A 20,117-nucleotide genomic window follows, 5' to 3' on the forward strand; every position below is an offset into this window, starting at 1 on the left:
GCGGAGCACAGAACCACTTCAGGAGGACGACCCCCGTGTCTATGAACAATCGGTCCAAGAACAACCGGTCTGTCAACAGCCGCATCGCCGATTTCCGGTCCTACGACGTCGCCGCCCGGCGCGCCGAGATCGTCCGCCAGACCGACCTGACCGAAGCAGACATCGCGGTCTACGACGCCGCCGACGGCCTCACCATCGACCAGGCCGATCGCATGGTCGAGAACGTCCTCGGCGTCATCGGCATTCCGGTCGGCGTGGCCACAAACTTCACGATCAACGGCAAGGACTACCTGATCCCTCTTGCCACCGAGGAGCCGTCGGTCGTCGCAGCTGCGAGCAACGCCGCTCGCATCGCACGCGGACTGGGCGGCTTTCACGCCTCCAGCACCCAGCCGATCATGCAAGCCCAGATTCAACTCGTCGACGTCGTGGATCCGGAGGCGGCCCGGATCCGGCTCCTCGAGGCGCGTGAAGAAATCATGGCACTCGCCAACGAGCAGGACCCGAAGCTGGTCAGCGTCGGCGGTGGCGTGAAGGATATTTCGGTTCGCGTCGTGTCCTCGGACCAGGCCACCTACGTCGTCCTCCACCTTCATGTCGACGTACGAGATGCGATGGGCGCCAACGCAGTCAACACGATGGCGGAAGCAATCGCGGATCGAGTGTCCGAGATCGGCGGCGGGCACGTCGTCCTGCGTATTCTCACCAACAAGGCAGATCTGCGGCTCACGCGTGTTCGCGCCGTGTTCGACGCCGAATTGATCGGCGGCGCAGAAGTAGTGGACAACCTGATCCATGCCGCACGTTTGGCCGAGCTGGATCCCTACCGCGCCGCGACACACAACAAGGGCATCATGAACGGCATCAGCGCCGTTGTGCTGGCGACCGGAAACGACACGCGTGCAGTCGAAGCCGGGTGCCACTCTCACGCAGTCAACGCCGACGGAATCTACTCCTCGCTCTCGCATTTCGAGAAGAACGCCGACGGAAACATCGTCGGCACCCTCGAGCTACCCATGCCGGTCGGCCTCGTCGGCGGGGCCACCAAGGTGCACCCCGTAGCGCAGGCCGCGATCAAGATGCTCGGCGTCGAGAGTGCCGAGGAACTCGCCGGCATCATTCTTGCAGTCGGTCTCGCCCAGAACCTGGCTGCTGTCCGCGTTCTCGCCGGGGAGGGTGTCCAGCGCGGACACATGGGACTGCACGCCCGCAACATCGCTGCCACCGCCGGAGCGCAGAAGAGCGAGATCGACGCCGTGGTCGCACGCCTGATCGCGGACAAGAGCATTCGCGTCGAGCATGCCGAGAAGGTTCTCGCCGAGATCCGCGGCGGAAACTGACGACAATGACGGAAACAGTTGCAGGATCACCAGTGTGGAAACCGGCGCCTCATCGAGTCTCAGCGCCGGGCCTACCGACCTCGGTCCGGGTCTACGAAGTCGGGCCTCGAGACGGACTTCAAGCGGAGACGGCGGTGATCCCGACCGAGACGAAGGCCCAGTTCATCGAACGCCTGGTCGCGGCCGGTTCCCGCACTGTCGAGTTGACGAGTTTCGTCTCACCTCGATGGATCCCGCAACTTGCGGACGCGGAAGAATTGATGGGTCGGCTCCACCTGCCGAACTCGGTACGTACGGTCGTTCTCGTCCCGAACCGCAAGGGTCTCGAGCGGGCCGTCGCCGCCGGAGCGCGTGAAGTTGCAGTATTCGTCAGCGCCACAGAGGAATTCGCGAAACGCAACCTCAATTCCACGGTCGACGGCGCGATCGCCGCGGCCGCCGAGGTCACGACCGCCGCTCGAGCCCTGGGACTTCCCGTCCGCGGGTACATCTCCATGTGCTTCGGAGACCCGTGGGAAGGCGTCGTGTCCGTCGAGCGTGTCGCCGACATCGCCAAGTCCTTGATCGACAGCGGTGCCACGTCGCTCTCCCTCGGCGACACCATCGGCGTCGGCACCCCTGGTCATGTGCTCGCTCTACTCGGCGCGATCCGCGAACGTGGCATCCCCACATCGCAGATCGCGATGCACTTCCACGACACCTACGGGCAAGCACTGTCGAACGTCTACGCGTCGTTGACCGCTGGAGTATCCGAATTCGACAGTTCCGCAGGTGGTCTCGGACGGTGCCCGTATGCCAAGGGCGCGACCGGAAATCTCGCCACCGAGGATCTTGTGTGGATGCTCCACGGCCTCGGGATCGACACCGGCATCGACCTGGATTCGCTCACCGACACAAGCAGTTGGATGGCCGAACAGATCGGACACTCCAGCCCGTCCCGGGTTGTCAACGCCCTCCGCGCTGCACGCACCTGACATTCGCCAAGCAAGTCCCCCGCCTCCCAAGCCTCTCGCCCTGTATGACCTCGCCCTGTATGACACTGGAGAAGACTGATGTCACCACCGCAGTCGGCAACGACGCCGACCACCACAACCGAGCCGACCGAGCAGCAGACATACCTCGAAGTCTGGGGCGACACCGTCAACGGTCGACACCTCGCGATCTCTGTCGCAGTCGGCAGTGTCGTCGGCGCCTCGGCTCTTCTCGCAGCCCAAGCACTGTTCGAACGGGTCGTCAGCGAGCCGTCGTTGGCCCAGGCGTACAGCCTGCTGGTCGGCATCGCGGCCTGCCTGCTCGCCGGCGTCGTCTACGGAATCTTCATCAAGCCGAAGCGGATAGTCGCCTTGGCGGCCGCCGACGCGGAGTCGATCGACGGTGTCATCACGATGATGAGTGAACAACGCCAGGGTCTCGGGACTCTCGCCGACATTCCGGAACAGAGCCAACTGGAACTTCGCGAACTCGGTCTGTACGACCACTTCGCCGCTGCCGAGGCCGAGCACGCGCGGGTCTCGAACACACCGGTCTCGAAAGCACCGGCCTCGAAAGCACCGGCCTCGAAAGCACCGAAGGACGGTGGGCTCGCATGAGTTCGGTTCTGACCAACGAGATTCTGATTGCCGTTCTCTTCGGCATCATCGGTGCGGTCGCATTCACGTTCATCGGATTGATCTCCGGCACGGACGAGACAGCCACCATCGCACCGCTGACTCTGCTCGTGATCCTGCTCGGTGCTCCCCCGGCGGCAGTCTTCACGTTCTTCCTCTCCGGTGCGATCGCCAAACACATGACTCACGCGGTGCCGACGATGCTGTTGGGCATTCCCGGTGACACGATGGCGATTCCACTCCTGCCGGAGGCGCAGATGATGCGCTCACTCGGCATCCCGCACATCGCACTCCGCAAGGCGATCTCGGGAGCAGTGATCTCGGCGTTCGTCGCTGTGCCGGTTGCCGTCCTGTTCGCGACCATCCTCGCTCCGTTCGCCGACACCGTTCAGTCGATAGCACCGTGGCTGTTCCTGGTCGCCGCCGTCGGCATCGCCTACGCCTCGCCGGGCCGCTGGGCCGGAGTGGTCGCTCTCGTTCCCTTCGTGATCTTGATCCTGGGCGCACGCGCCTTGACGTCGAATTACGATGTGTCGCTCAACATCAGCTACTTCCTTGCCATCGCGGTCGGGCCGCTGATCGCGGACCTCGCGCTGACCTTGGGGCCGTCGAGTCGCAAGGACATGGAGCGCAGCGAACCCAAGACCGTCGCACTGGCCCCGGACATCAAGGGGTGGAAGGGATACTTCCCCAATCCTCTGAAGGTCCTCGATCGTAAGCAGATCGGCTACACCGCGGCGGCCTCCACGGTCTCCAGCGCAACGTTCGTCTTCAGCCCCGTTGCCATGACCGTTCTGATGGGTGAGCTGGTGGGTGCGCGGATCAAGAACGGCTATCACCGGCTGACCACCATGGTCTCGGCAAAGAACGGTACGACGGAATCCACGTACATCGCGGAAACCCTCATCCCTCTCGTGGCCTTCGGCCTTCCGCTCAGCCCGCTGGCAGCAGGTCCCGCGGCGCCTCTGTTCAACGCTCCGCCGGTCTTCGAAACCAATCAGGAAACCGGAGTGATCAACAATCTCTCCACGTACCTGACCCAGTGGGAGTTCCTGCTCTACGGCCTGCTCGCAGTCGTCACCGCGACGGTCATCGCATATCCGTTTGCCATGAACTACGCGTACCGCGCTGCGTCAGCGGTGGTCAAACACATCAGTCACGAAGCTGTGATCGCGGTGTTCACGGGACTGGTCGTGGTCATCAGCATCTGGGAGGGCGGCATCCTCGGGCTTCTGATCACCGTGACGGTCGGCCTCGTCGGCGGCTTGCTCGGGCGTCTGTTCAAGATCCACGGCGGTGTCCTGTTCATGGGTTACTACGTCGCGCTGTTCAGCGTCCCGGCTCTGATCAACCTGTTCTGAATCGCCCGACACCACCAACCCGTGCGGACCTGCAAACACTGCGGGTCCGCACGGGTTACTTCGCTTGTCCGACCGTGAGCGACACGGTTCGATTCCGGTCGAGTTTCTTCGCCCGGTACAACGCTTCGTCGGCGCAGTCGACCAATTGCGTCAGATCCGCACCGCCTGCAGGTGAACACGCGACACCGATACTGACGGTGGGCCCGAGTTCACCCAACACTGCCGACGAACTCTCGGCCTGCGCACGTCGAATCATCTCGGCCGTCTCGGTCGCACCCGCCAGATCGACACCGGCCATCAGTACGACGAACTCCTCGCCGCCCAAACGGGCGAACAGATGCTTGTCGTCGAGATTCCGCCGCACCTGATCGGCAAAACTCACCAACGCGGTGTCGCCGGCGCGATGACCGAGGTTGTCGTTCACCATCTTGAAGTGATCCAGATCCATCATCAGGACGCTGACCGGACGTCCAGAGTGCCGACGCGGTTCGGTCGCACCCGTCACGCTGCCGCCTCGCCGCAAGAACTCGTCCCGGCGCAGCGCACCGGTGAGATCGTCGTGGGTGACTGCCTGGGTGAGTGCCTCGAGCGCGCGGCGGCGCTCGAGGATTACGCAGGCCACCGCGATCGGCGCTACCGCCAGCAGCGACAATCCGATCTGGACCGACGCACTGACGGGCGAGACGCCCTCGCTGGACAATCCGAGATGACCGTCGGCCGTCAGTACCAACGTCCAGGCAGTTGATACGGCTGTGAGCACCGAGGTGACGAAGACATTGGTGAGCAAGGCGGCAGTCACCAGGGCCGGCATGGCAAACGCGATCGCTCCGGCACCGCCGATCACCCACTCCAAGATGATGCAGACGGCCAGCAGCGCTGTCGGAACCACAGATCGACGCAGAAGTGCGGCAACAGCTTTCGGGTCCCGATCCGCTCGCCGAAGCGAAGGGAATGTCAGCACCAACGGGACGATGGTCATGTAGTTGACGAACTCACTCGAGAACCAGAGCAACCAGCCGTCCCACCACTGCCCGCCGAACAGCACGCGGTTCGCGATTCCGCCGACGAGTGCTGCCATCGACGCGGCGACGACCGTCGTCGCCACGAGATATCCGACAGACTCGATACTGTTCAGACGACGATCCTCACCGTCGACCCAGCGAAAGGCGTAGAAGCCGCTGGCAACCCCGACGATGTTGGCGGCGTTGAGCCACATCGTGGACTCCCACGCCCCACCGGTGATCAGGTCGGCTCCGACATAACCGACTACTACGCAAATCCAGGTGAGCAGTGTGGCGGAACGCGGCGACCGAAAGAGAATCCCGAGTAGCAGCGCGTTGGCCGGCCAGAAGACAGCAAGCGTGCCCGGCAGACGGCTCAGAATTCCGACGAGGCACGAGACGAAGACGACTACGCCGACAAGCAGTGCGCGACGTACGGCCGATGACGACAACGACTTTTCGACCGTGCTCACCACCTACATCCGACTGACCTACTCACAATTCGACAACCACCGTCGGCGTCCCGGGTGCCCCGGATGCAGGGTCGCCCCAAGACACCCGCCGAAACATACCGACCGGAATCGTACGCGAGAGACGTCGAAACCAAGGCGCCCCACTGTGCCTTGGCTATCGATGCAGACAAATCGGATGTTACGGCGTCAGATGGCCAACGTAGATTTACCGAGCGCGCTTGAAGCGGTCTGAGCAAACTCTTGGACACTCTCGCTGCCACTTCCCGCAGGCATCAACCCGAGAAGGGGAACACCACTGACAGAGACAAGATCCTCGCGATTGCATCTCTCGGCGAGGTCCGGTTCCTGCGGCCACGAACCGATCACCAACCCGGCGCATTCCACGCCAACAGCACCCAGCGCTTCCACCGTCAGAGCCGTGTGATTGAGCGTGCCCAGGCAGGACGCAACCACCAGCACTACAGGTGCACCCAGCGCTGCCGCGAGATCGCGCGCGGTGAACCCGTCGGCCCCCAACCGGACCAGCAAGCCGCCGGCACCTTCGATCAGGGTCAGGTCGTGGGTGGTGTCCAGGTCGCGAGCAACTCGGACTACGTCGTCGAGCGCCAACAACGGCAGACCACTTCGACGTGCAGCAGTATCCGGCGCCAACGGTTCGGGATATCGCGCCAACTCGACCAGCGTCACGCCGCCACCGGTCAGACGCTCGATCTCGGCCAGATCACCCGCACCGTCCACGTCGACGCCGGTCTGGGCCGGCTTGAGCACTGCAACCGACTTACCCGACTGCACGGCGAGCGATGCCAATGCGGCTGTCACCACTGTTTTTCCGACGTCGGTCGACGTTCCGGTCACCAGGAGAATGCTCATGCTCGGGCCCCTGCCAATACTTCGCGCAGGACGAGAGCGATCTGCTCCATCTCGGAGGCCGACAGCGTCGCTCGAGCCGTCAGACGCAGCCGTGACGTTCCCTCCGGAACCGACGGCGGGCGGAAGCATCCGACATGCAACCCCTGGTCCCGGCACGCCGACGCGGCATCGAACGCCCGTTGCGGATCACCGAGAACGACCGAGACGACAGCAGATTCAGGCGACGGAGCACCGGTGACGTCCGCCAACTCGGATGCCCGGGCCAGGACGTCGAGCGCTCGCGTCGGCTCGCGCTGGAGTACGGCGAGTGCGGCTCTGGCCGCGCCGACGGCGGCCGGTGCGAGACCGGTGTCGAAGATGAACGTTCTTGCCGCGTCGACGAGATGCGCGCGGATCTTGTTGTCGCCGAGTACAACTCCGCCCTGACTGGCGAGCGACTTGGACAGTGTTGCCGTCACGACGACGTCGGGTTCACCGGCCAGGCCCGACTCGTGGACGAGTCCGCGTCCACCGGCACCGCGCACACCGATGCCGTGCGCCTCGTCGACCAGCAGGATCGCCCCGTACTCGCGGCACACCTGATGCATCTCCCGCAGCGGCGCGAGGTCTCCGTCGGCACTGAAAACCGAATCGGTGACGACCAGAGCTCGCTCTTCCACTCTGCTACGCAACGTGTCGGCGAGAAAGCTCACGTCCGAGTGCGGGGCAACGACGACCCGCGCGCGTGACAGGCGGCAGGCATCCACCAGCGAGGCATGCGATCCCGCATCGGAGACGATCAACGATCCGGGACCCGAGAGCGCCGTCACCGCGCCGAGATTGGCTGTGTAACCGGAGGAGAAGACCAGCCCCGAGTCCGCCCCGACGAACTCGGCCAGTTCGACTTCGAGCAGTTCATGTTCGGTGGTGGTGCCGGTGACCAGACGCGAGCCCGTGGCGCCCGCGCCCCAACGGCGCAGTGCCGCCGTTGCACCCTCGATCACATCGGGGTGCCGCACGAGTCCGAGGTAATCGTTCGACGCCAGGTCGATCAACGGTGAGTCGACCGTGCGAGGACGGAGTTCGCGACGCAGTCCAGCGGCCCTACGGTCCGCTTCGACGGCAGAGAGCCAATTCAGCGAGGTGTTCACTTTTCCGACCATACTTGAACACCGTTCAACTCAATGGTTAGGGTGCATCCGTGCTCACAACCGGACTTGATCCCCAAGACGTCTCCGCCATCGATGCCGATGTTCTCTGGCATCCGTACGGATCGTTTCCCTCGTCGACTCGTCCGCTGATCGTCGACTCTGCCGAGGGGGCTACCCTCACGCTCTCCGACGGCCGCCGACTGGTCGACGGGATGAGCTCGTGGTGGGCCGCCATCCACGGCTACCGCAATCCCGTGCTCGACGCCGCGGCCGCGCGGCAGCTGGGCAAGATGAGCCATGTCATGTTCGGTGGACTGACGCACGAACCCGCCGCTCGCCTCGGACGACTACTGGTCGACATCACACCACCACGCCTCGACAAGGTGTTTCTCTCCGATTCCGGTTCGGTGGCCGTCGAGGTCGCCGTGAAGATGTGCCTGCAGTACTGGCGGAGTCTCGGCAAACCGTCGAAGAACCGATTGATGACCTGGCGGGGCGGATACCACGGTGACACCTTCACCCCCATGAGCGTCTGCGACCCCGACGGCGGAATGCACTCTCTCTGGACCGATGTCCTGCGCGCGCAGGTCTTCGCGCAGACTCCCCCCGCGGACTATCGACCCGAGTACGCACAGGAGCTGGAAGCACTGCTGGCCGAGCATCACGAGGAACTGGCCGCGGTGATCGTCGAACCTGTAGTCCAGGGCGCCGGCGGAATGCGCTTCCACGACCCCGCCTACCTGATCGACCTACGTAATCTCTGCGACAAGTACCAAGTCCTCCTGGTCTTCGACGAGATCGCCACCGGATTCGGACGCACCGGCGAGCTGTTCGCCGCCGATCACGCCGGCGTCAGCCCCGACGTCATGTGCGTCGGCAAGGCCCTCACCGGCGGATACATGAGCCTGGCGGCGACCCTGTGCACCACGGAGATAGCGGAGGCGATCACCGCCGGCGAAGGCGGCGGGCTGATGCACGGCCCCACTTTCATGGGCAATCCACTCGCGTGCGCCGTCGCAGTCGCATCGACCGAACTGCTGCTCGCGATGGATTGGCGGCGTGATGTCGCAGCCCTCGAACATGGCCTCGTTCGTGGCCTCGCCGAAGCCGTCACAATTCCCGGGGTCGTCGATGTCCGCGTCAAAGGCGGGATCGGAGTGATCGAACTCGAGCAGCCGGTCGAGATGCAGAGCGCCACCGATGCAGCCGTCGACTCCGGAGTGTGGCTGCGACCGTTCCGAAACCTCGTATACGCGATGCCTCCGTACCTGTGTTCGGAGGCGGAGGTGGAACAGATCACAGCCGGAATGCTGGCAACCGCCCGCAGCCAGGCAAAACGGTGATCAGCGGCGTAGACAGTCGACAAGATTCGATCGGCTGCACCCGATAGGGTCTGATTCATGGATCAACCGCCGAGCGAGACCTCAGCCACTCCCATACCGGTATGGCCTGGCAGTGCGTACCCACTCGGTGCCACCTACGACGGTGCGGGGACCAATTTCTCGCTCTTCTCCGAGGTCGCCGAAGCCGTGGAACTGTGCCTGATCGCCAAGGACGGAACCGAAACCCGGATTCGGATGGACGAGGTCGACGGTTACGTCTGGCATGCATACCTTCCGTCCGTATCCCCCGGCCAGCGATACGGCTACCGCGTCCACGGACCGTACGATCCGGCGGCAGGCCTGCGGTGCGATCCGAGCAAACTGTTGCTGGACCCGTACGGAAAAGCATTCGACGGAGACTTCGACGGAGACCGTTCACTGTTCTCGTACGACGTCGAGTCGGCAGGCGATCCCGAACCTTCGGGAGACGACGAAACTCCTGCAGCGGAGCCGGAAGACGCGACCGACGAGACGAGTTCGGAAGCCGAATCGGGCGAGGTGGTCCTCGAGGACGAGGTGGAAGACGCGTCACCCACGGGCGATCAGGAATCCGACGAGATCCTCGACCCCGAACCCTTCGATCCCGCCCCACTCACCGACGAACCCGCCACCATCCCTTTCCCCCAACATGATTCGCTCGGCCACACGATGTCGACCGTCGTCATCAATCCCTTCTTCGACTGGGCGTCCGATCGCTCGCCGAAGCGCCCGTACCACGAGACGGTCATCTACGAAGCGCACGTCAAGGGTATGACCGCGACGCACCCCGGAATTCCGGAGGAACTGCGCGGCACCTACGCCGGACTCGCGCATCCGGTGATCATCGAGCACCTCACCAATCTGGGTGTCACTGCTATCGAACTGATGCCGGTCCACCAGTTCATGCACGATCAGGTGCTTCTCGACCAAGGACTGCGAAATTACTGGGGTTACAACACCTTCGGTTTTCTCGCTCCGCATACCGACTACTCGTCGGCCGCAAAACCCGATGCGGCCGTAGCGGAATTCAAAGCGATGGTGCGCAGCTTCCACCAGGCAGGCATCGAGGTGATCCTCGACGTGGTCTACAACCACACCGCCGAGGGCAACCACATGGGGCCGACCATCAGCTTCCGCGGCATCGACAATGCTGCCTACTACCGCCTGGTCGACGGCGACGAAGCGCATTACATGGACTACACCGGAACGGGCAACAGCCTCAACGCCCGTCATCCGCACACACTGCAGCTGATCATGGACTCGCTGCGGTACTGGGTCACCGAAATGCATGTCGACGGTTTCCGCTTCGACCTCGCCTCGACACTCGCCCGTGAACTGCACGACGTGGACCGCCTCTCCGCCTTCTTCGATCTGGTGCAACAGGATCCGATCGTCAGTCAGGTGAAGCTGATCGCCGAACCGTGGGATGTCGGCGAGGGCGGTTACCAGGTCGGCAACTTCCCCGGCCTGTGGACCGAATGGAACGGCAAGTACCGCGATACCGTCCGTGACTACTGGCGCGGTGAACCGGCAACGCTGGGCGAGTTCGCTTCCCGCCTCACCGGATCCTCTGATCTCTACGAGGCCACCGGACGTCGCCCTGGCGCGAGCATCAATTTCGTCATCGCTCACGACGGTTTCACCCTGCACGACCTCGTCTCGTACAACGAGAAGCACAACGAAGCCAACGGCGAGAACAACAACGACGGCGAATCGCACAACCGATCGTGGAACTGCGGCGTCGAAGGCCCCACCGACGACCCGGAGATCCTCGATCTGCGTGGACGTCAGAGCCGGAATATTCTCGCGACGCTGATGCTCAGCCAGGGCACCCCGATGCTCGCTCACGGCGACGAGATGGGCCGAACTCAGCAGGGCAACAACAACGTCTACTGCCAGGATTCGGAACTGTCCTGGATGGATTGGACTCTCGCGGAAACCAACGCGGATCTCGTCGAGTTCACCAAGCGCGCAATTGCCTTGCGCGCCAAGAACCCGGTCTTCCGGCGTCGTCGATTCTTCGAGGGTCGACCTATTCGAAGTGGCGATCAGAGTCGCGACATCGCCTGGCTCACGCCGTCGGGCGAGGAGATGACTCCGGCCGACTGGGACAGCGGTTTCGGCAAGTCGTTGGCCGTCTTTCTCAACGGTGACGCGATCCCGGAACCGAACTACCGCGGCGAGCGCGTCACGGGAGATTCGTTCCTTCTATGTTTCAACGCCCACTACGAAGATCTCGAATTCTCCACCCCCAACGCGGACTACGCGTCGGAGTGGACCGTCGTACTCGACACCTCGGTCCCCACCGGTGAGAGCGACACCGTGGTCAAAGCCGGAACGACATTGGATGTAAAAGCCCGAGCATTGACGGTACTTCGCAGAACGGCTTGAGGGAGACGTGCAGATGGCCCCGATAACCAGCACCTACCGACTGCAGTTGCGCCCGGACGCGTTCACCCTTCGTGATGCGGCCGCGCAAGTGGACTACTTCGAGGCGTTGGGGGTCTCGCACCTTTATCTCTCCCCCATCCTCACGGCAACATCCGGGTCGACGCACGGCTACGACGTCACCGATCCGACAACCGTGTCCGAAGGACTTGGTGGCCGCGAGGCGTTGGTGGAGCTCTCGCACGCGGTTCGATCACGTGGGATGGGCCTGATCGTCGATCTGGTCCCCAACCATGTCGGTGTCGCCAAACCTCGCGAAAATGCCTGGTGGTGGGACGTTCTCACGCACGGGCAGTCGTCGGAGTACGCAGACTTCTTCGACATCGACTGGGCCGACGACAACGGAGCCAACGGCGCCGAGGGCAAGCTCTCGCTCCCGGTACTGGGCAGCCCGGCCGATCTCGACGCACTGACCGTCGAGAAAGACGGTGAGGAAACACTTCTCGCTTTCTACGAGCACCGCTTCCCCGTCGCGGCGGGCACCGAACTCGGATCTCCACAGGAGGTCCACGCCAGGCAGTCGTACCGACTCGTACCGTGGAACGCCGGAATCATCAACTACCGACGGTTCTTTGCCGTCAACGAACTCGCTGCAGTGCGCCAGGAGGACCCCAAAGTCTTCGAACTCTGCCATCGGCAAGTGAAGTCGTGGGTCGACGAAGGACTGATCGACGGCGTTCGCATCGATCACCCGGACGGACTCGCAAATCCGGCGGAGTATCTCGGGCGCCTGCGAGAACTGATCGGACCAGATCAGTGGCTCGTGATCGAGAAGATCCTCGGCCACACTGAACCACTCGATCCGCTGCTCCCGATCGACGGCACCACCGGATACGACGCGCTCAATCAATTGGGCGGCATTTTCGTCGATCCCGCCGCCGAACTCGAATTGACCGAACTCTCTGCAGATCTGACCGGCGACGACGGGGACAGTACGTGGTTGCATCACACCGAACGTCAGTTCAAACGCGACACCGGGCGCGGTGACCTTGCCCCCGAGGTTCGCAGGCTCGTGCGCGCAATCCGACGCGAAACCGGAAGTCGTTGCAGTGAGACCGAACTGAACGACGCCGTGGTGGTCGCGATCGCTCGGATGCCGGTGTACAGATCCGATTACAGTCCCCTCGCCGGTTTGGCCGCTCGTATCGTCGGCGACATGCACGAATTGGCTCCCGGGCATGAAGCAGCGTTCAACGTGTTGGCGCAGTCACTGGTGAACGGAAATGAAGCGGCAGTTCGCTTCCAGCAGGTGTGCGGCGCTGTCATGGCCAAGTCCGTCGAGGATCGTCTCTTCTATCGGACGGCGCGCCTGGTCTCACGTCAGGAAGTCGGCGGCAACCCGGCGTCGCTTGCCGTCTCCGTCGCCGAATTCCATCTCCACAACGCGGACCGAGCGAAGCGGTGGCCGCGTGCGATGACGAGTCTGTCCACTCACGACACCAAACGCGGCGAGGACGTGCGGGCACGGATCGGTGTTGTGTCTCAGGTGCCTACCCTGTGGTCCAGGATGATTCGCGAGTGGGAAGGCGTGTGCCCCAGCCCTGATCCGCTGACCGGATTGTTTTTGTGGCAGAACATCATCGGTGTGTGGCCGGCCGACGGTAGCCCTGCGTCCTCGCTTCCAGAACTGCGCGAACGTTTACACGCCTATGCAGAAAAGGCCGTCCGTGAATCCGGCGCAAAGACGTCCTGGAACGATCCGGACGTCGGCTTCGAGTCGGCGGTGCATCACTGGATCGACCAGGTGATCGACGGTCCTGTCGCTGATTCGGTCAGCGAATTCGTCGGCCGGATAGCGCGTCACGGCTGGTCGGACTCTCTGGGCCAAAAGTTGCTCCAACTCCTCGGGCCCGGAGTTCCCGACGTCTACCAGGGCACGGAGCTGTGGGAGGACTCGCTGGTCGACCCGGACAACCGGCGCGTTGTCGACTACGGAACGAGGCGATCACTGCTCGAATCCGGCGCCGCGCCGATCGACGCGACAGGAACCGCAAAGTTGCACCTCGTTCGCACGGCACTGACACTGCGGCGGGAGAACACCTCGTGGTTCGATCACGGTGAGTACCGGCCCATCTTCGCTTCAGGTTCCGGATCCGGTCATCTGGTCGGCTTCTCGCGCGGCCCGGCAGGTGATCCGCCCATGGTCGTTGCTCTGGCGACGCGACATTCGCTCGGACTCTCGTCGCACGGCTGGCGAGACACACGAATCGACCTTCCCGAAGGCGAATGGCTCGACGCACTGAGCGGACAACCCGTCACGTCCGCAGATGCGCGCGATGTCTTCGCCGCCGGACCATGTGCCCTGTTGACCAGGGTGTGCTGAGCGGTTTCCGCTGACTGGACATTCACCCCCGAAAAGAACTTCGTCGCGCTAACTTCCGAAGAGCAGATCGTCACCACTATTCGGAGGTTTGAGCATGACTGCCAATCGATACACCGGAAAAGTTGCCTTCATCACCGGAGCAGCCCGCGGTCAGGGGCGGGCGGAAGCTGTCCGGCTGGCAGAAGAGGGCGCAGACATCATCGCCGTCGACGCGTGTGTTCAATTCGAATCCACGTCTTACGCCGGCGCCACCGAAGACGACCTGGCCGAGACAGTCGAACTGGTCAAGGCTCTGGACCGTCGAATTGTCGCTACCAAGACCGACGTCCGCGACTTCTCTGCGCTGTCCGCGGCGCTCGATGCCGGCATCGACGAACTGGGGCGCCTCGACGTCGTCGTCGCGAACGCCGGAATCTGTTCTGCCAACATGTCCTGGGAAATCACGCCCGAGCAGTGGCAGGAAACGCTCGACGTCAACCTGACCGGAGTCTTTCACACCGCCAAGGCAGCGATCCCGCACCTGATCAAGCAAGGCACCGGTGGCTCGATCATCTTCACCAGCTCCGTCGCCGGCCTGCGTGGGCTCCCCTTCCTCGGCCACTACGTCGCGAGCAAACACGGCATCACCGGTCTGGCCAAGACGATGGCCTCGGAATTGGGGCAGTACAACATTCGGGTCAACACCATCCACCCGCACGGCGTGGAAACCGGAATGCAGATGACGGACATGCGGCCGCTCATCGACGCCAACGCTCACACACTCGGTCCGATCTTCATGCAGACCTTGCCCGACCCGGTCAGCCAGCCGGAGGACATCGCCGCAGCCGTCGCGTTCCTCGGTTCTGACGAGGCCCATCACATCACCGGCATCGCGATGCCGCTCGATCTGGGCACCCTGATCCGCTGATCGAATCTTCTCGAGTTTTTCCCGTCCTCGGGGAATATCGCTTCCCCGAGGACGGTTGCGCGAGACATGACCAAAACTGTTGTAGCGCAGACGTACGGCACGCCCGAGGTCCTGGAGCTGCTGGACATCGATTTACCGGCACCGAAATCAGGCGAAGTCCTGGTCGACGTGAAGGCGATCGGGGTGAATCCCTTCGACTTCAAGCTCTACAGCGGTGCTTTCGGCACCGATCCCGAGAAACTTCCGATCCGCCTCGGCGGCGAGGCGGCGGGCGTCGTCTCTGCCGTCGGTGACGCTGTCGCGGACGTGGCAGTCGGCGACGAGGTGATCGTCAGCCCGGGCAACGGTCTTTATTCCGAACAGGTTGTCGTTCCGGCCTCCTCGGTGACCGCGAAGCCCGCCGGCATCGGCTGGGAGCAGGCGGCCGGACTCCTTCTCGTCGGCGGAACTGCAGTCGACGCGCTCGACACGATTAGAGTCGGCTCCGGCGACACCGTTCTCATCCACGGCGCGTCCGGCGGCGTCGGCGCGATTGCCGTCCAGCTGGCAGTAGCTCGCGGGGCCACCGTGATCGGCACTGCGGGAGCCTCCAATCAGGAGTACGTGCGTTCACTCGGCGCTACCCCGGTGGTCTACGGCAACGGCCTCGAAGCCCGCGTTCGTGAACTAGCACCGAACGGTGTCGACGCCGCTTTCGACACCGCCGGAACTGACGAAGCCGTCGATACATCTCTGGCGTTGGTCACCGACACGAGCCGTATCGTCACCATCGTCGCGTTCGGACGCGCCCAGACCGACGGCTTCGCGTCTGTCGGCGGAGGCAATCCGGCAAGTGCCGAAGCACGTTTGAAGGCACGATCCGAACTGGTCGAACAAGCCGGTTCCGGACATCTCACCGTGAAGATCGCCAAGACCTTTCCACTGACGGACGTCGCGCTCGCTCACACCGAGTTGCAGAGTTCTCATCCCGCCGGGAAGTTCATCCTCATTCCCTGACTTTGCCTGGGGTTCCCTGAGATTGAGCGCCGAGTGGAACCAACAGAGTGGTGCCGAACGCGACGAGCACGGATTCGCCTTCGCGTTCGGCATGTACCTCGGCAGTGACGAACACCTGCTTACGCCCGGCCTTGACCGAGCGTGCCGTGGCGACGAATGCGGTTCCGACTCCTGGGCTCACGAAGTTGACCGCACAGTTGGATGCGGCCACTACGCCCACCTGTGTGAAGGCGGCAAACCCACATGCGGTGTCCACGAGCCCCGCCACGAGCGCAGCGTGCAGGTGTCCGGAGTACTGGCTGAGATCCTCACGCCATTCGAGCCGCAGGCGCACGCGACCCGGTTCTGCTTCCGTGACCTCGAAGCCCGCCCACCGATTGAAGGCCGCCGACGCGTTGACCGCGCGCAATTGTTCGAGTATCTCCGCATTCTCCATGTAGACCAGTCTACATAGATTGTGATGGTTCGCTGGGGTGTTTAAGCTCCAACGCGTGGCGACTCCCCCGAAACACCGCGAGGCACTTGTACGAGCTGCGGCCGATCTGTTTCGCCGCCAGGGATATGCGGCAACAGGCCTCAACGAGATCCTCAAGTCGAGCGGGGCGCCGAAAGGTTCGCTCTACCACTACTTTCCCGGCGGCAAGGAGCAGATTGGCGAAGAGGTCGTCCGCGTCGGCGGGCAGTTGGTCACCGACACTCTGACCGAACTCGCCGAGAGCCAATCAGACGCCGGATCGCTGCTGCGCGAGTACGCGCGGTTGCTCACCGGATGGGTCAGCGATTCGGACTTCCACGAAGGCTCGCCGATCACGACGGTGTTGTTGGAACTTGCCCCCGATTCGGAGAGCGTGACAGCCGCCGGACAGGCGGTCTACCGACAGTGGACTTCGCTACTGCGCGACTCACTGATCGAATCCGGGGTCGCACGTACGCGAGCGGAACGACTTGCCGTCCTTGCAGTGTCCGCGCTCGAGGGTTCGCTGGTGCGGGCTCGCGTCGAACGATCAGGTCAGCCGATTCTCGATTCGCTCGGCGAGGTCGCCGACGTGTTCGACGGAGCAATCGCTTCGGCAGCCGTGCACTGAGCGAACGGCACTCTCGGTCTCATGAAGGCGCCGAAAGGTACGTTCGCTCGGAATCGGAGGGTGGCGCGGCCGGCCTCTGAGCACGATCTCTCGCGCCACCTCGGGCCGCGCCGATACCGGCGACGACGACGCACGCGATACCTGCCACGGCCAGAAGGCTCGGGACCTGGTGCAACACAATCAAACCGATGAGCTGAGCGAACGCGGGTTCGAGACTCATCAGCGTGCCGAACGCTGCCGTCGACAGCCGCCGCAGCGAGACCATCTCCAAGACGAAGGGCACGACGGGCAGCAGAATCGCGAGCCCGAGGCCCACGAGGATCAGGTGCGGGGTCAGCCGCCCGATGGCCGAATGCCCCACGGCAATTGTTGCGGCCAAACCAGCTACGGCCATCGACACCGCCAGCCCGTTGATACCGGCAACCTCGTCGCCGACACGCTGGGTGAGCAGTATGTACATCGCCCAGCAGAGCGCTGCGCCGAGCGCGTATCCCACTCCGACCAGATCGACCGTGCCCGCCCACGGTTCGGTCAGAAGGACTACGCCGACACCGGCCAGAACCGGCCACAGAACACGGCCGCGCCCACGCAGCAGAGCAACTGTCAGCGGACCCAAGAATTCCAAGGCGCTTGCCGTGCCCAGCGGAAGACGCTCCACGGCCGCCATGAACAAGAGCGTCATCCCGGCGGTCACCACACCCAGGACCACGCAGGCCAGAAACGCCTTGCGGGTGAACGCGGACGGCCGGGGCCTGACGATGATCAAAAGAATGATGCCCGCCCAGGCAAGGCGCACCCACGCCGCTCCGTCCGCGCCGAGCTGATCGATCAGACTCACCGAGACGGCGAGGCCGAGCTGTACGCACAACATCGCCAGAACAGCCAGACCGACGCCGGCTCGCGCTCTCGTATCCATATCTGCATTGAACGGGACACCAACCGTTCGCGTCCACGCGATTTCGACCCACATTATGTTCACGATTAGTGAATGATCGACGAATGGAAACCCGTCGACTTCACCTTCTTCTCGAACTCTCGCGTTTGGGTTCGATGCGCGCCGTCGCCGAAGCGCACAACCTCACGACGTCGACAGTGTCCCAACAGCTCGCTGCTTTGACGGCCGAAACCGGAACAGCGTTGATCGAGCCGGACGGCCGACGCGTTCGCCTCACCCCCGCCGGGCAACGACTCGCGGATCATGCGGTCACTATCCTGGCGGCGCTCGACGCCGCTCGACTGGACCTCGATCCGGACGCCGAACCGGTGGGAACGCTGCGAGTCGGCGGATTCGCAACTGCCATCAGAACCGCCATGCTCCCCGTCGCCCGAAGCCTGCAACACAGTCATCCGCTGGTGGACGTGGTGATCTACGAATACGAACCAGTCGAGGCCTTCGCACTCCTCGAACGCGACGACCTCGACCTCGCACTGACGTACGACTACAACCTCGCCCCCGCGTCGCCGAGTCCACTTCTCGAAGCAGTTCCGCTCTGGTCGACGCCGTGGGGACTGTGCGTTCCCGACAACGCCCGAACGCCCGACGAGGGAACGAATTCCAGGATCGATCTCCGGGCCTTCGCAGACACCCCATGGATCGTGAACTCACGAAACACTGCCGACGAGCGCGCCGTGCGAACCCTCGCGTCGCTGGCTGGATTCACCCCACGGATCACTCACCAGATCGACAGTCTCGACTTGGTCGAACTATTGGTCCTCAGCGGCTACGGTGTCGGACTGATGCCGCTCGAACGTAAAACTCGCGAAGGCGTGCGGGTCGAACCACTCATCGATCCGCCCGTCATCCTCACGGCCTACGCGGTAACCCGTCGTGGCCGAACGTCCTGGCCGCCACTTCGACTCGTGCTGGACCAGCTCATGACGTATCGATAACTCACATTCGATCAGCGTCTCCGTCGCGGCGCTGCTGCTTGGCGATTCGGCGCTGCTCCTCCGCCCGCTCACGGCACTGACGAAGGAAGGCTTCGTCCGCCGCCGGATCCTGCGCGACTGCGCGTCCCGGACGCTCGTATTCGCCGTAGCCGGTGGGGCCGACGTACCCACGAGGTGCATTCTGCCCGCGACCCACCACGAGCCAGAGCACCGAACCGAGAGTGGGAAGGAAGATGATGATCAGAATCCAGACGACCTTGGGCAGGTACTGGATATAGGCGTCATCTCTCGTGATGGCGTCGACGATGCAAAAGATCCAGAGCAGCATCGTGATGAGGCCGAACAAGGCATAGGGCACGCTGGCGATTCCTCCCGAGAATAAAAAACCCTCGCCATGCTAACCAAAACAGACCAATTAGTACATTAGATTCTGTCGAATGTTGAACTCCAGCCACGAGCGGTATGCGTCGAGATCCCAACCACTGACTCGACGCAGTTGTTGATGGAGCTGCGGCGAGACGAAGGCGGCAAGTATTCCCGCGGCCTTCTCGAGCGAGATCTCCGGCCTCAGCAAACCGTGTTCCGACAGACCCTCCGCTATCGACATCGCATTGGCTGCCGATTGCTCGGCCGACTCCTCGGACAGACGTCGCATGTCGGAATCGGCACCTGAAGATTCCACGGTGACCATCATGAGAGCACCGGCACGCTCGAGCATGCCGATGCCCTGTGCGACGATCTGCGAGACGATCCGCCGAACGTCATCGGGGTCCGAGGCCGAACTCGGCGCACCGAGAGGAAAAGGCTCGGCGTCCAGCGCTGCAGCAAGTGCCGCTTCGAAAATCTCGAGCTTTCCGCCGGGGAACGCCGTGAACACGGTCCGATTGGCCACACCGGCGGCGTCGGCAATCTGTTTGACAGTGGCGCTGACATACCCGTCGCGCACGAACAGAGTCGTCGCCGCATCACGAATGAGTTCCTTGGTTCGTTGCGCGGAAGCCTCACGCACACGGGAGTGATACTGGCGTTTACCCTCCATTGCGCACACTTTAGCCGCATTCGATGCAACAGCCATGCAGGGAAATAAGAGTGCAGATCAGGAGCCTTTTCCAGGATGGTCGATCCAACCGTCACTGCCAGGAAACACGAGTGCCTCGTGTCCGTTGTCGTACCTGACCAGATAGGGCGGTCCCCCATCCTCACCGTGAACTTCGAGGACCTCGGCCGTCACCTCGGACTGACCGACCACTCGCCCCTGAACATGAAGGCGGTCACCTACTTCGGCACGCATCACTCCTCCTCGCTGCCCGCCAAGCGCAGGCGCA

19 protein-coding genes are annotated in these 20,117 nt (G+C 63.3%); 11 read left to right on the forward strand and 8 right to left on the reverse strand.

Annotated elements, in window-relative coordinates:
• Positions 1-41: 41 nt before the first annotated feature.
• The 4 genes from G8767_RS13785 to G8767_RS13800 all read left to right on the forward strand — a co-directional run bounded on the left by G8767_RS13785 (position 42) and on the right by G8767_RS13800 (position 4,308).
• Complete coding sequence (locus G8767_RS13785) at positions 42-1,340, forward strand: hydroxymethylglutaryl-CoA reductase, degradative (protein WP_124569444.1); 1,299 nt, start codon at positions 42-44, stop codon at positions 1,338-1,340.
• A gap of 5 nt (positions 1,341-1,345) precedes the next feature.
• Positions 1,346-2,314 carry a hydroxymethylglutaryl-CoA lyase gene (locus G8767_RS13790; RefSeq protein WP_166810479.1) on the forward strand — a complete coding sequence of 323 codons (969 nt, stop codon included), beginning with the start codon at positions 1,346-1,348 and terminating at the stop codon, positions 2,312-2,314.
• A 78-nt stretch (positions 2,315-2,392) separates the two neighbouring features.
• Positions 2,393-2,929 (forward strand): hypothetical protein, encoded by a 537-nt coding sequence (locus G8767_RS13795; protein WP_240952278.1) that lies wholly within the window; start codon positions 2,393-2,395, stop codon positions 2,927-2,929.
• A complete protein-coding gene (locus tag G8767_RS13800; protein WP_124569388.1) occupies positions 2,926-4,308 on the forward strand; it encodes a tripartite tricarboxylate transporter permease in 1,383 nt (460 codons plus the stop codon). The genes G8767_RS13795 and G8767_RS13800 overlap by 4 nt, the downstream gene beginning before the upstream one ends.
• 55 nt (positions 4,309-4,363) lie before the next feature.
• Here G8767_RS13800 and G8767_RS13805 read toward each other — a convergent pair whose 3' ends face one another.
• From G8767_RS13805 to G8767_RS13815, 3 genes are all read right to left on the reverse strand, one after another.
• Positions 4,364-5,782: a sensor domain-containing diguanylate cyclase gene (locus tag G8767_RS13805; protein WP_260395769.1), complete on the reverse strand. Its 1,419-nt coding sequence runs from the start codon at positions 5,780-5,782 to the stop codon at positions 4,364-4,366.
• A 186-nt stretch (positions 5,783-5,968) separates the two neighbouring features.
• Complete coding sequence (bioD, locus tag G8767_RS13810) at positions 5,969-6,652, reverse strand: dethiobiotin synthase (protein ID WP_166810480.1); 684 nt, start codon at positions 6,650-6,652, stop codon at positions 5,969-5,971.
• Entirely contained in the window at positions 6,649-7,794 is a 1,146-nt protein-coding gene (locus G8767_RS13815; RefSeq protein WP_166810481.1) for an 8-amino-7-oxononanoate synthase, read from the reverse strand. The genes bioD and G8767_RS13815 overlap by 4 nt, the downstream gene beginning before the upstream one ends.
• Positions 7,795-7,832: 38 nt before the next feature.
• Between G8767_RS13815 and G8767_RS13820 the strand changes: the two genes are divergently transcribed.
• The 5 genes from G8767_RS13820 to G8767_RS13840 all read left to right on the forward strand — a co-directional run bounded on the left by G8767_RS13820 (position 7,833) and on the right by G8767_RS13840 (position 15,817).
• Positions 7,833-9,125 (forward strand): adenosylmethionine--8-amino-7-oxononanoate transaminase, encoded by a 1,293-nt coding sequence (locus G8767_RS13820; protein ID WP_166810482.1) that lies wholly within the window; start codon positions 7,833-7,835, stop codon positions 9,123-9,125.
• A gap of 57 nt (positions 9,126-9,182) precedes the next feature.
• Entirely contained in the window at positions 9,183-11,534 is a 2,352-nt protein-coding gene (gene glgX / locus G8767_RS13825; RefSeq protein WP_124569383.1) for a glycogen debranching protein GlgX, read from the forward strand.
• Between the two features lie 13 nt (positions 11,535-11,547).
• Positions 11,548-13,914, forward strand: a complete 2,367-nt coding sequence (treY, locus tag G8767_RS13830; RefSeq protein WP_206029336.1) for a malto-oligosyltrehalose synthase — start codon at positions 11,548-11,550, stop codon at positions 13,912-13,914.
• A gap of 94 nt (positions 13,915-14,008) precedes the next feature.
• Positions 14,009-14,821 carry a mycofactocin-coupled SDR family oxidoreductase gene (locus G8767_RS13835; protein WP_019748832.1) on the forward strand — a complete coding sequence of 271 codons (813 nt, stop codon included), beginning with the start codon at positions 14,009-14,011 and terminating at the stop codon, positions 14,819-14,821.
• 66 nt (positions 14,822-14,887) lie between these two features.
• Positions 14,888-15,817, forward strand: a complete 930-nt coding sequence (locus tag G8767_RS13840; RefSeq protein WP_166810484.1) for an NADP-dependent oxidoreductase — start codon at positions 14,888-14,890, stop codon at positions 15,815-15,817.
• Here G8767_RS13840 and G8767_RS13845 read toward each other — a convergent pair.
• Complete coding sequence (locus G8767_RS13845) at positions 15,807-16,253, reverse strand: PaaI family thioesterase (RefSeq protein ID WP_206029337.1); 447 nt, start codon at positions 16,251-16,253, stop codon at positions 15,807-15,809. The genes G8767_RS13840 and G8767_RS13845 overlap by 11 nt on opposite strands.
• Positions 16,254-16,308: 55 nt before the next feature.
• On the opposite strand from G8767_RS13845, the gene G8767_RS13850 reads away from it, so the two are divergent.
• Positions 16,309-16,902 carry a TetR/AcrR family transcriptional regulator gene (locus G8767_RS13850; RefSeq protein ID WP_166810485.1) on the forward strand — a complete coding sequence of 198 codons (594 nt, stop codon included), beginning with the start codon at positions 16,309-16,311 and terminating at the stop codon, positions 16,900-16,902.
• A 19-nt stretch (positions 16,903-16,921) separates the two neighbouring features.
• Here G8767_RS13850 and G8767_RS13855 read toward each other — a convergent pair whose 3' ends face one another.
• Complete coding sequence (locus tag G8767_RS13855) at positions 16,922-17,818, reverse strand: EamA family transporter (protein ID WP_166810562.1); 897 nt, start codon at positions 17,816-17,818, stop codon at positions 16,922-16,924.
• 83 nt (positions 17,819-17,901) lie between these two features.
• Here G8767_RS13855 and G8767_RS13860 point away from each other — a divergent pair, with 83 nt between their 5' ends.
• Positions 17,902-18,792, forward strand: coding sequence for a LysR family transcriptional regulator (locus G8767_RS13860; RefSeq protein ID WP_166810486.1), 891 nt, complete (start codon positions 17,902-17,904; stop codon positions 18,790-18,792).
• Position 18,793: 1 nt separating this feature from the next.
• Here G8767_RS13860 and G8767_RS13865 read toward each other — a convergent pair whose 3' ends face one another.
• Genes G8767_RS13865 through G8767_RS13875 form a run of 3 tightly spaced genes read right to left on the reverse strand, consistent with a single transcriptional unit; the run spans position 18,794 to position 20,083 of the window.
• The gene (locus G8767_RS13865; RefSeq protein ID WP_003941757.1) at positions 18,794-19,150 is read right to left on the reverse strand and encodes a PLD nuclease N-terminal domain-containing protein; all 357 of its coding nucleotides are present in this window, start codon (positions 19,148-19,150) and stop codon (positions 18,794-18,796) included.
• A 57-nt stretch (positions 19,151-19,207) separates the two neighbouring features.
• Positions 19,208-19,831, reverse strand: coding sequence for a TetR/AcrR family transcriptional regulator (locus G8767_RS13870; RefSeq protein WP_095969912.1), 624 nt, complete (start codon positions 19,829-19,831; stop codon positions 19,208-19,210).
• A gap of 57 nt (positions 19,832-19,888) precedes the next feature.
• The gene (locus G8767_RS13875; protein WP_095969911.1) at positions 19,889-20,083 is read right to left on the reverse strand and encodes a DUF1918 domain-containing protein; all 195 of its coding nucleotides are present in this window, start codon (positions 20,081-20,083) and stop codon (positions 19,889-19,891) included.
• Positions 20,084-20,117: the final 34 nt, after the last annotated feature.

The sequence above is a fragment of the Rhodococcus sp. IC4_135 genome (assembly GCF_011602025.1).
Taxonomy (GTDB): Bacteria; Actinomycetota; Actinomycetes; order Mycobacteriales; family Mycobacteriaceae; genus Rhodococcus_F; species Rhodococcus_F baikonurensis.

What these genes read in the sequence shown, in the direction of transcription:
- G8767_RS13785 (WP_124569444.1), top strand. Translation starts at nt 42, where the DNA reads ATGAACAATCGGTCCAAGAACAACCGGTCTGTCAACAGCCGCATCGCC.
- G8767_RS13790 (WP_166810479.1), top strand. Translation starts at nt 1,346, where the DNA reads ATGACGGAAACAGTTGCAGGATCACCAGTGTGGAAACCGGCGCCTCAT.
- G8767_RS13795 (WP_240952278.1), top strand. Translation starts at nt 2,393, where the DNA reads ATGTCACCACCGCAGTCGGCAACGACGCCGACCACCACAACCGAGCCG.
- G8767_RS13800 (WP_124569388.1), top strand. Translation starts at nt 2,926, where the DNA reads ATGAGTTCGGTTCTGACCAACGAGATTCTGATTGCCGTTCTCTTCGGC.
- bioD (WP_166810480.1), bottom strand. Translation starts at nt 6,652, where the DNA reads ATGAGCATTCTCCTGGTGACCGGAACGTCGACCGACGTCGGAAAAACA.
- G8767_RS13815 (WP_166810481.1), bottom strand. Translation starts at nt 7,794, where the DNA reads ATGGTCGGAAAAGTGAACACCTCGCTGAATTGGCTCTCTGCCGTCGAA.
- glgX (WP_124569383.1), top strand. Translation starts at nt 9,183, where the DNA reads ATGGATCAACCGCCGAGCGAGACCTCAGCCACTCCCATACCGGTATGG.
- treY (WP_206029336.1), top strand. Translation starts at nt 11,548, where the DNA reads ATGGCCCCGATAACCAGCACCTACCGACTGCAGTTGCGCCCGGACGCG.
- G8767_RS13835 (WP_019748832.1), top strand. Translation starts at nt 14,009, where the DNA reads ATGACTGCCAATCGATACACCGGAAAAGTTGCCTTCATCACCGGAGCA.
- G8767_RS13840 (WP_166810484.1), top strand. Translation starts at nt 14,888, where the DNA reads ATGACCAAAACTGTTGTAGCGCAGACGTACGGCACGCCCGAGGTCCTG.
- G8767_RS13845 (WP_206029337.1), bottom strand. Translation starts at nt 16,253, where the DNA reads ATGGAGAATGCGGAGATACTCGAACAATTGCGCGCGGTCAACGCGTCG.
- G8767_RS13855 (WP_166810562.1), bottom strand. Translation starts at nt 17,818, where the DNA reads ATGGATACGAGAGCGCGAGCCGGCGTCGGTCTGGCTGTTCTGGCGATG.
- G8767_RS13860 (WP_166810486.1), top strand. Translation starts at nt 17,902, where the DNA reads ATGGAAACCCGTCGACTTCACCTTCTTCTCGAACTCTCGCGTTTGGGT.
- G8767_RS13870 (WP_095969912.1), bottom strand. Translation starts at nt 19,831, where the DNA reads ATGGAGGGTAAACGCCAGTATCACTCCCGTGTGCGTGAGGCTTCCGCG.
- G8767_RS13875 (WP_095969911.1), bottom strand. Translation starts at nt 20,083, where the DNA reads ATGCGTGCCGAAGTAGGTGACCGCCTTCATGTTCAGGGGCGAGTGGTC.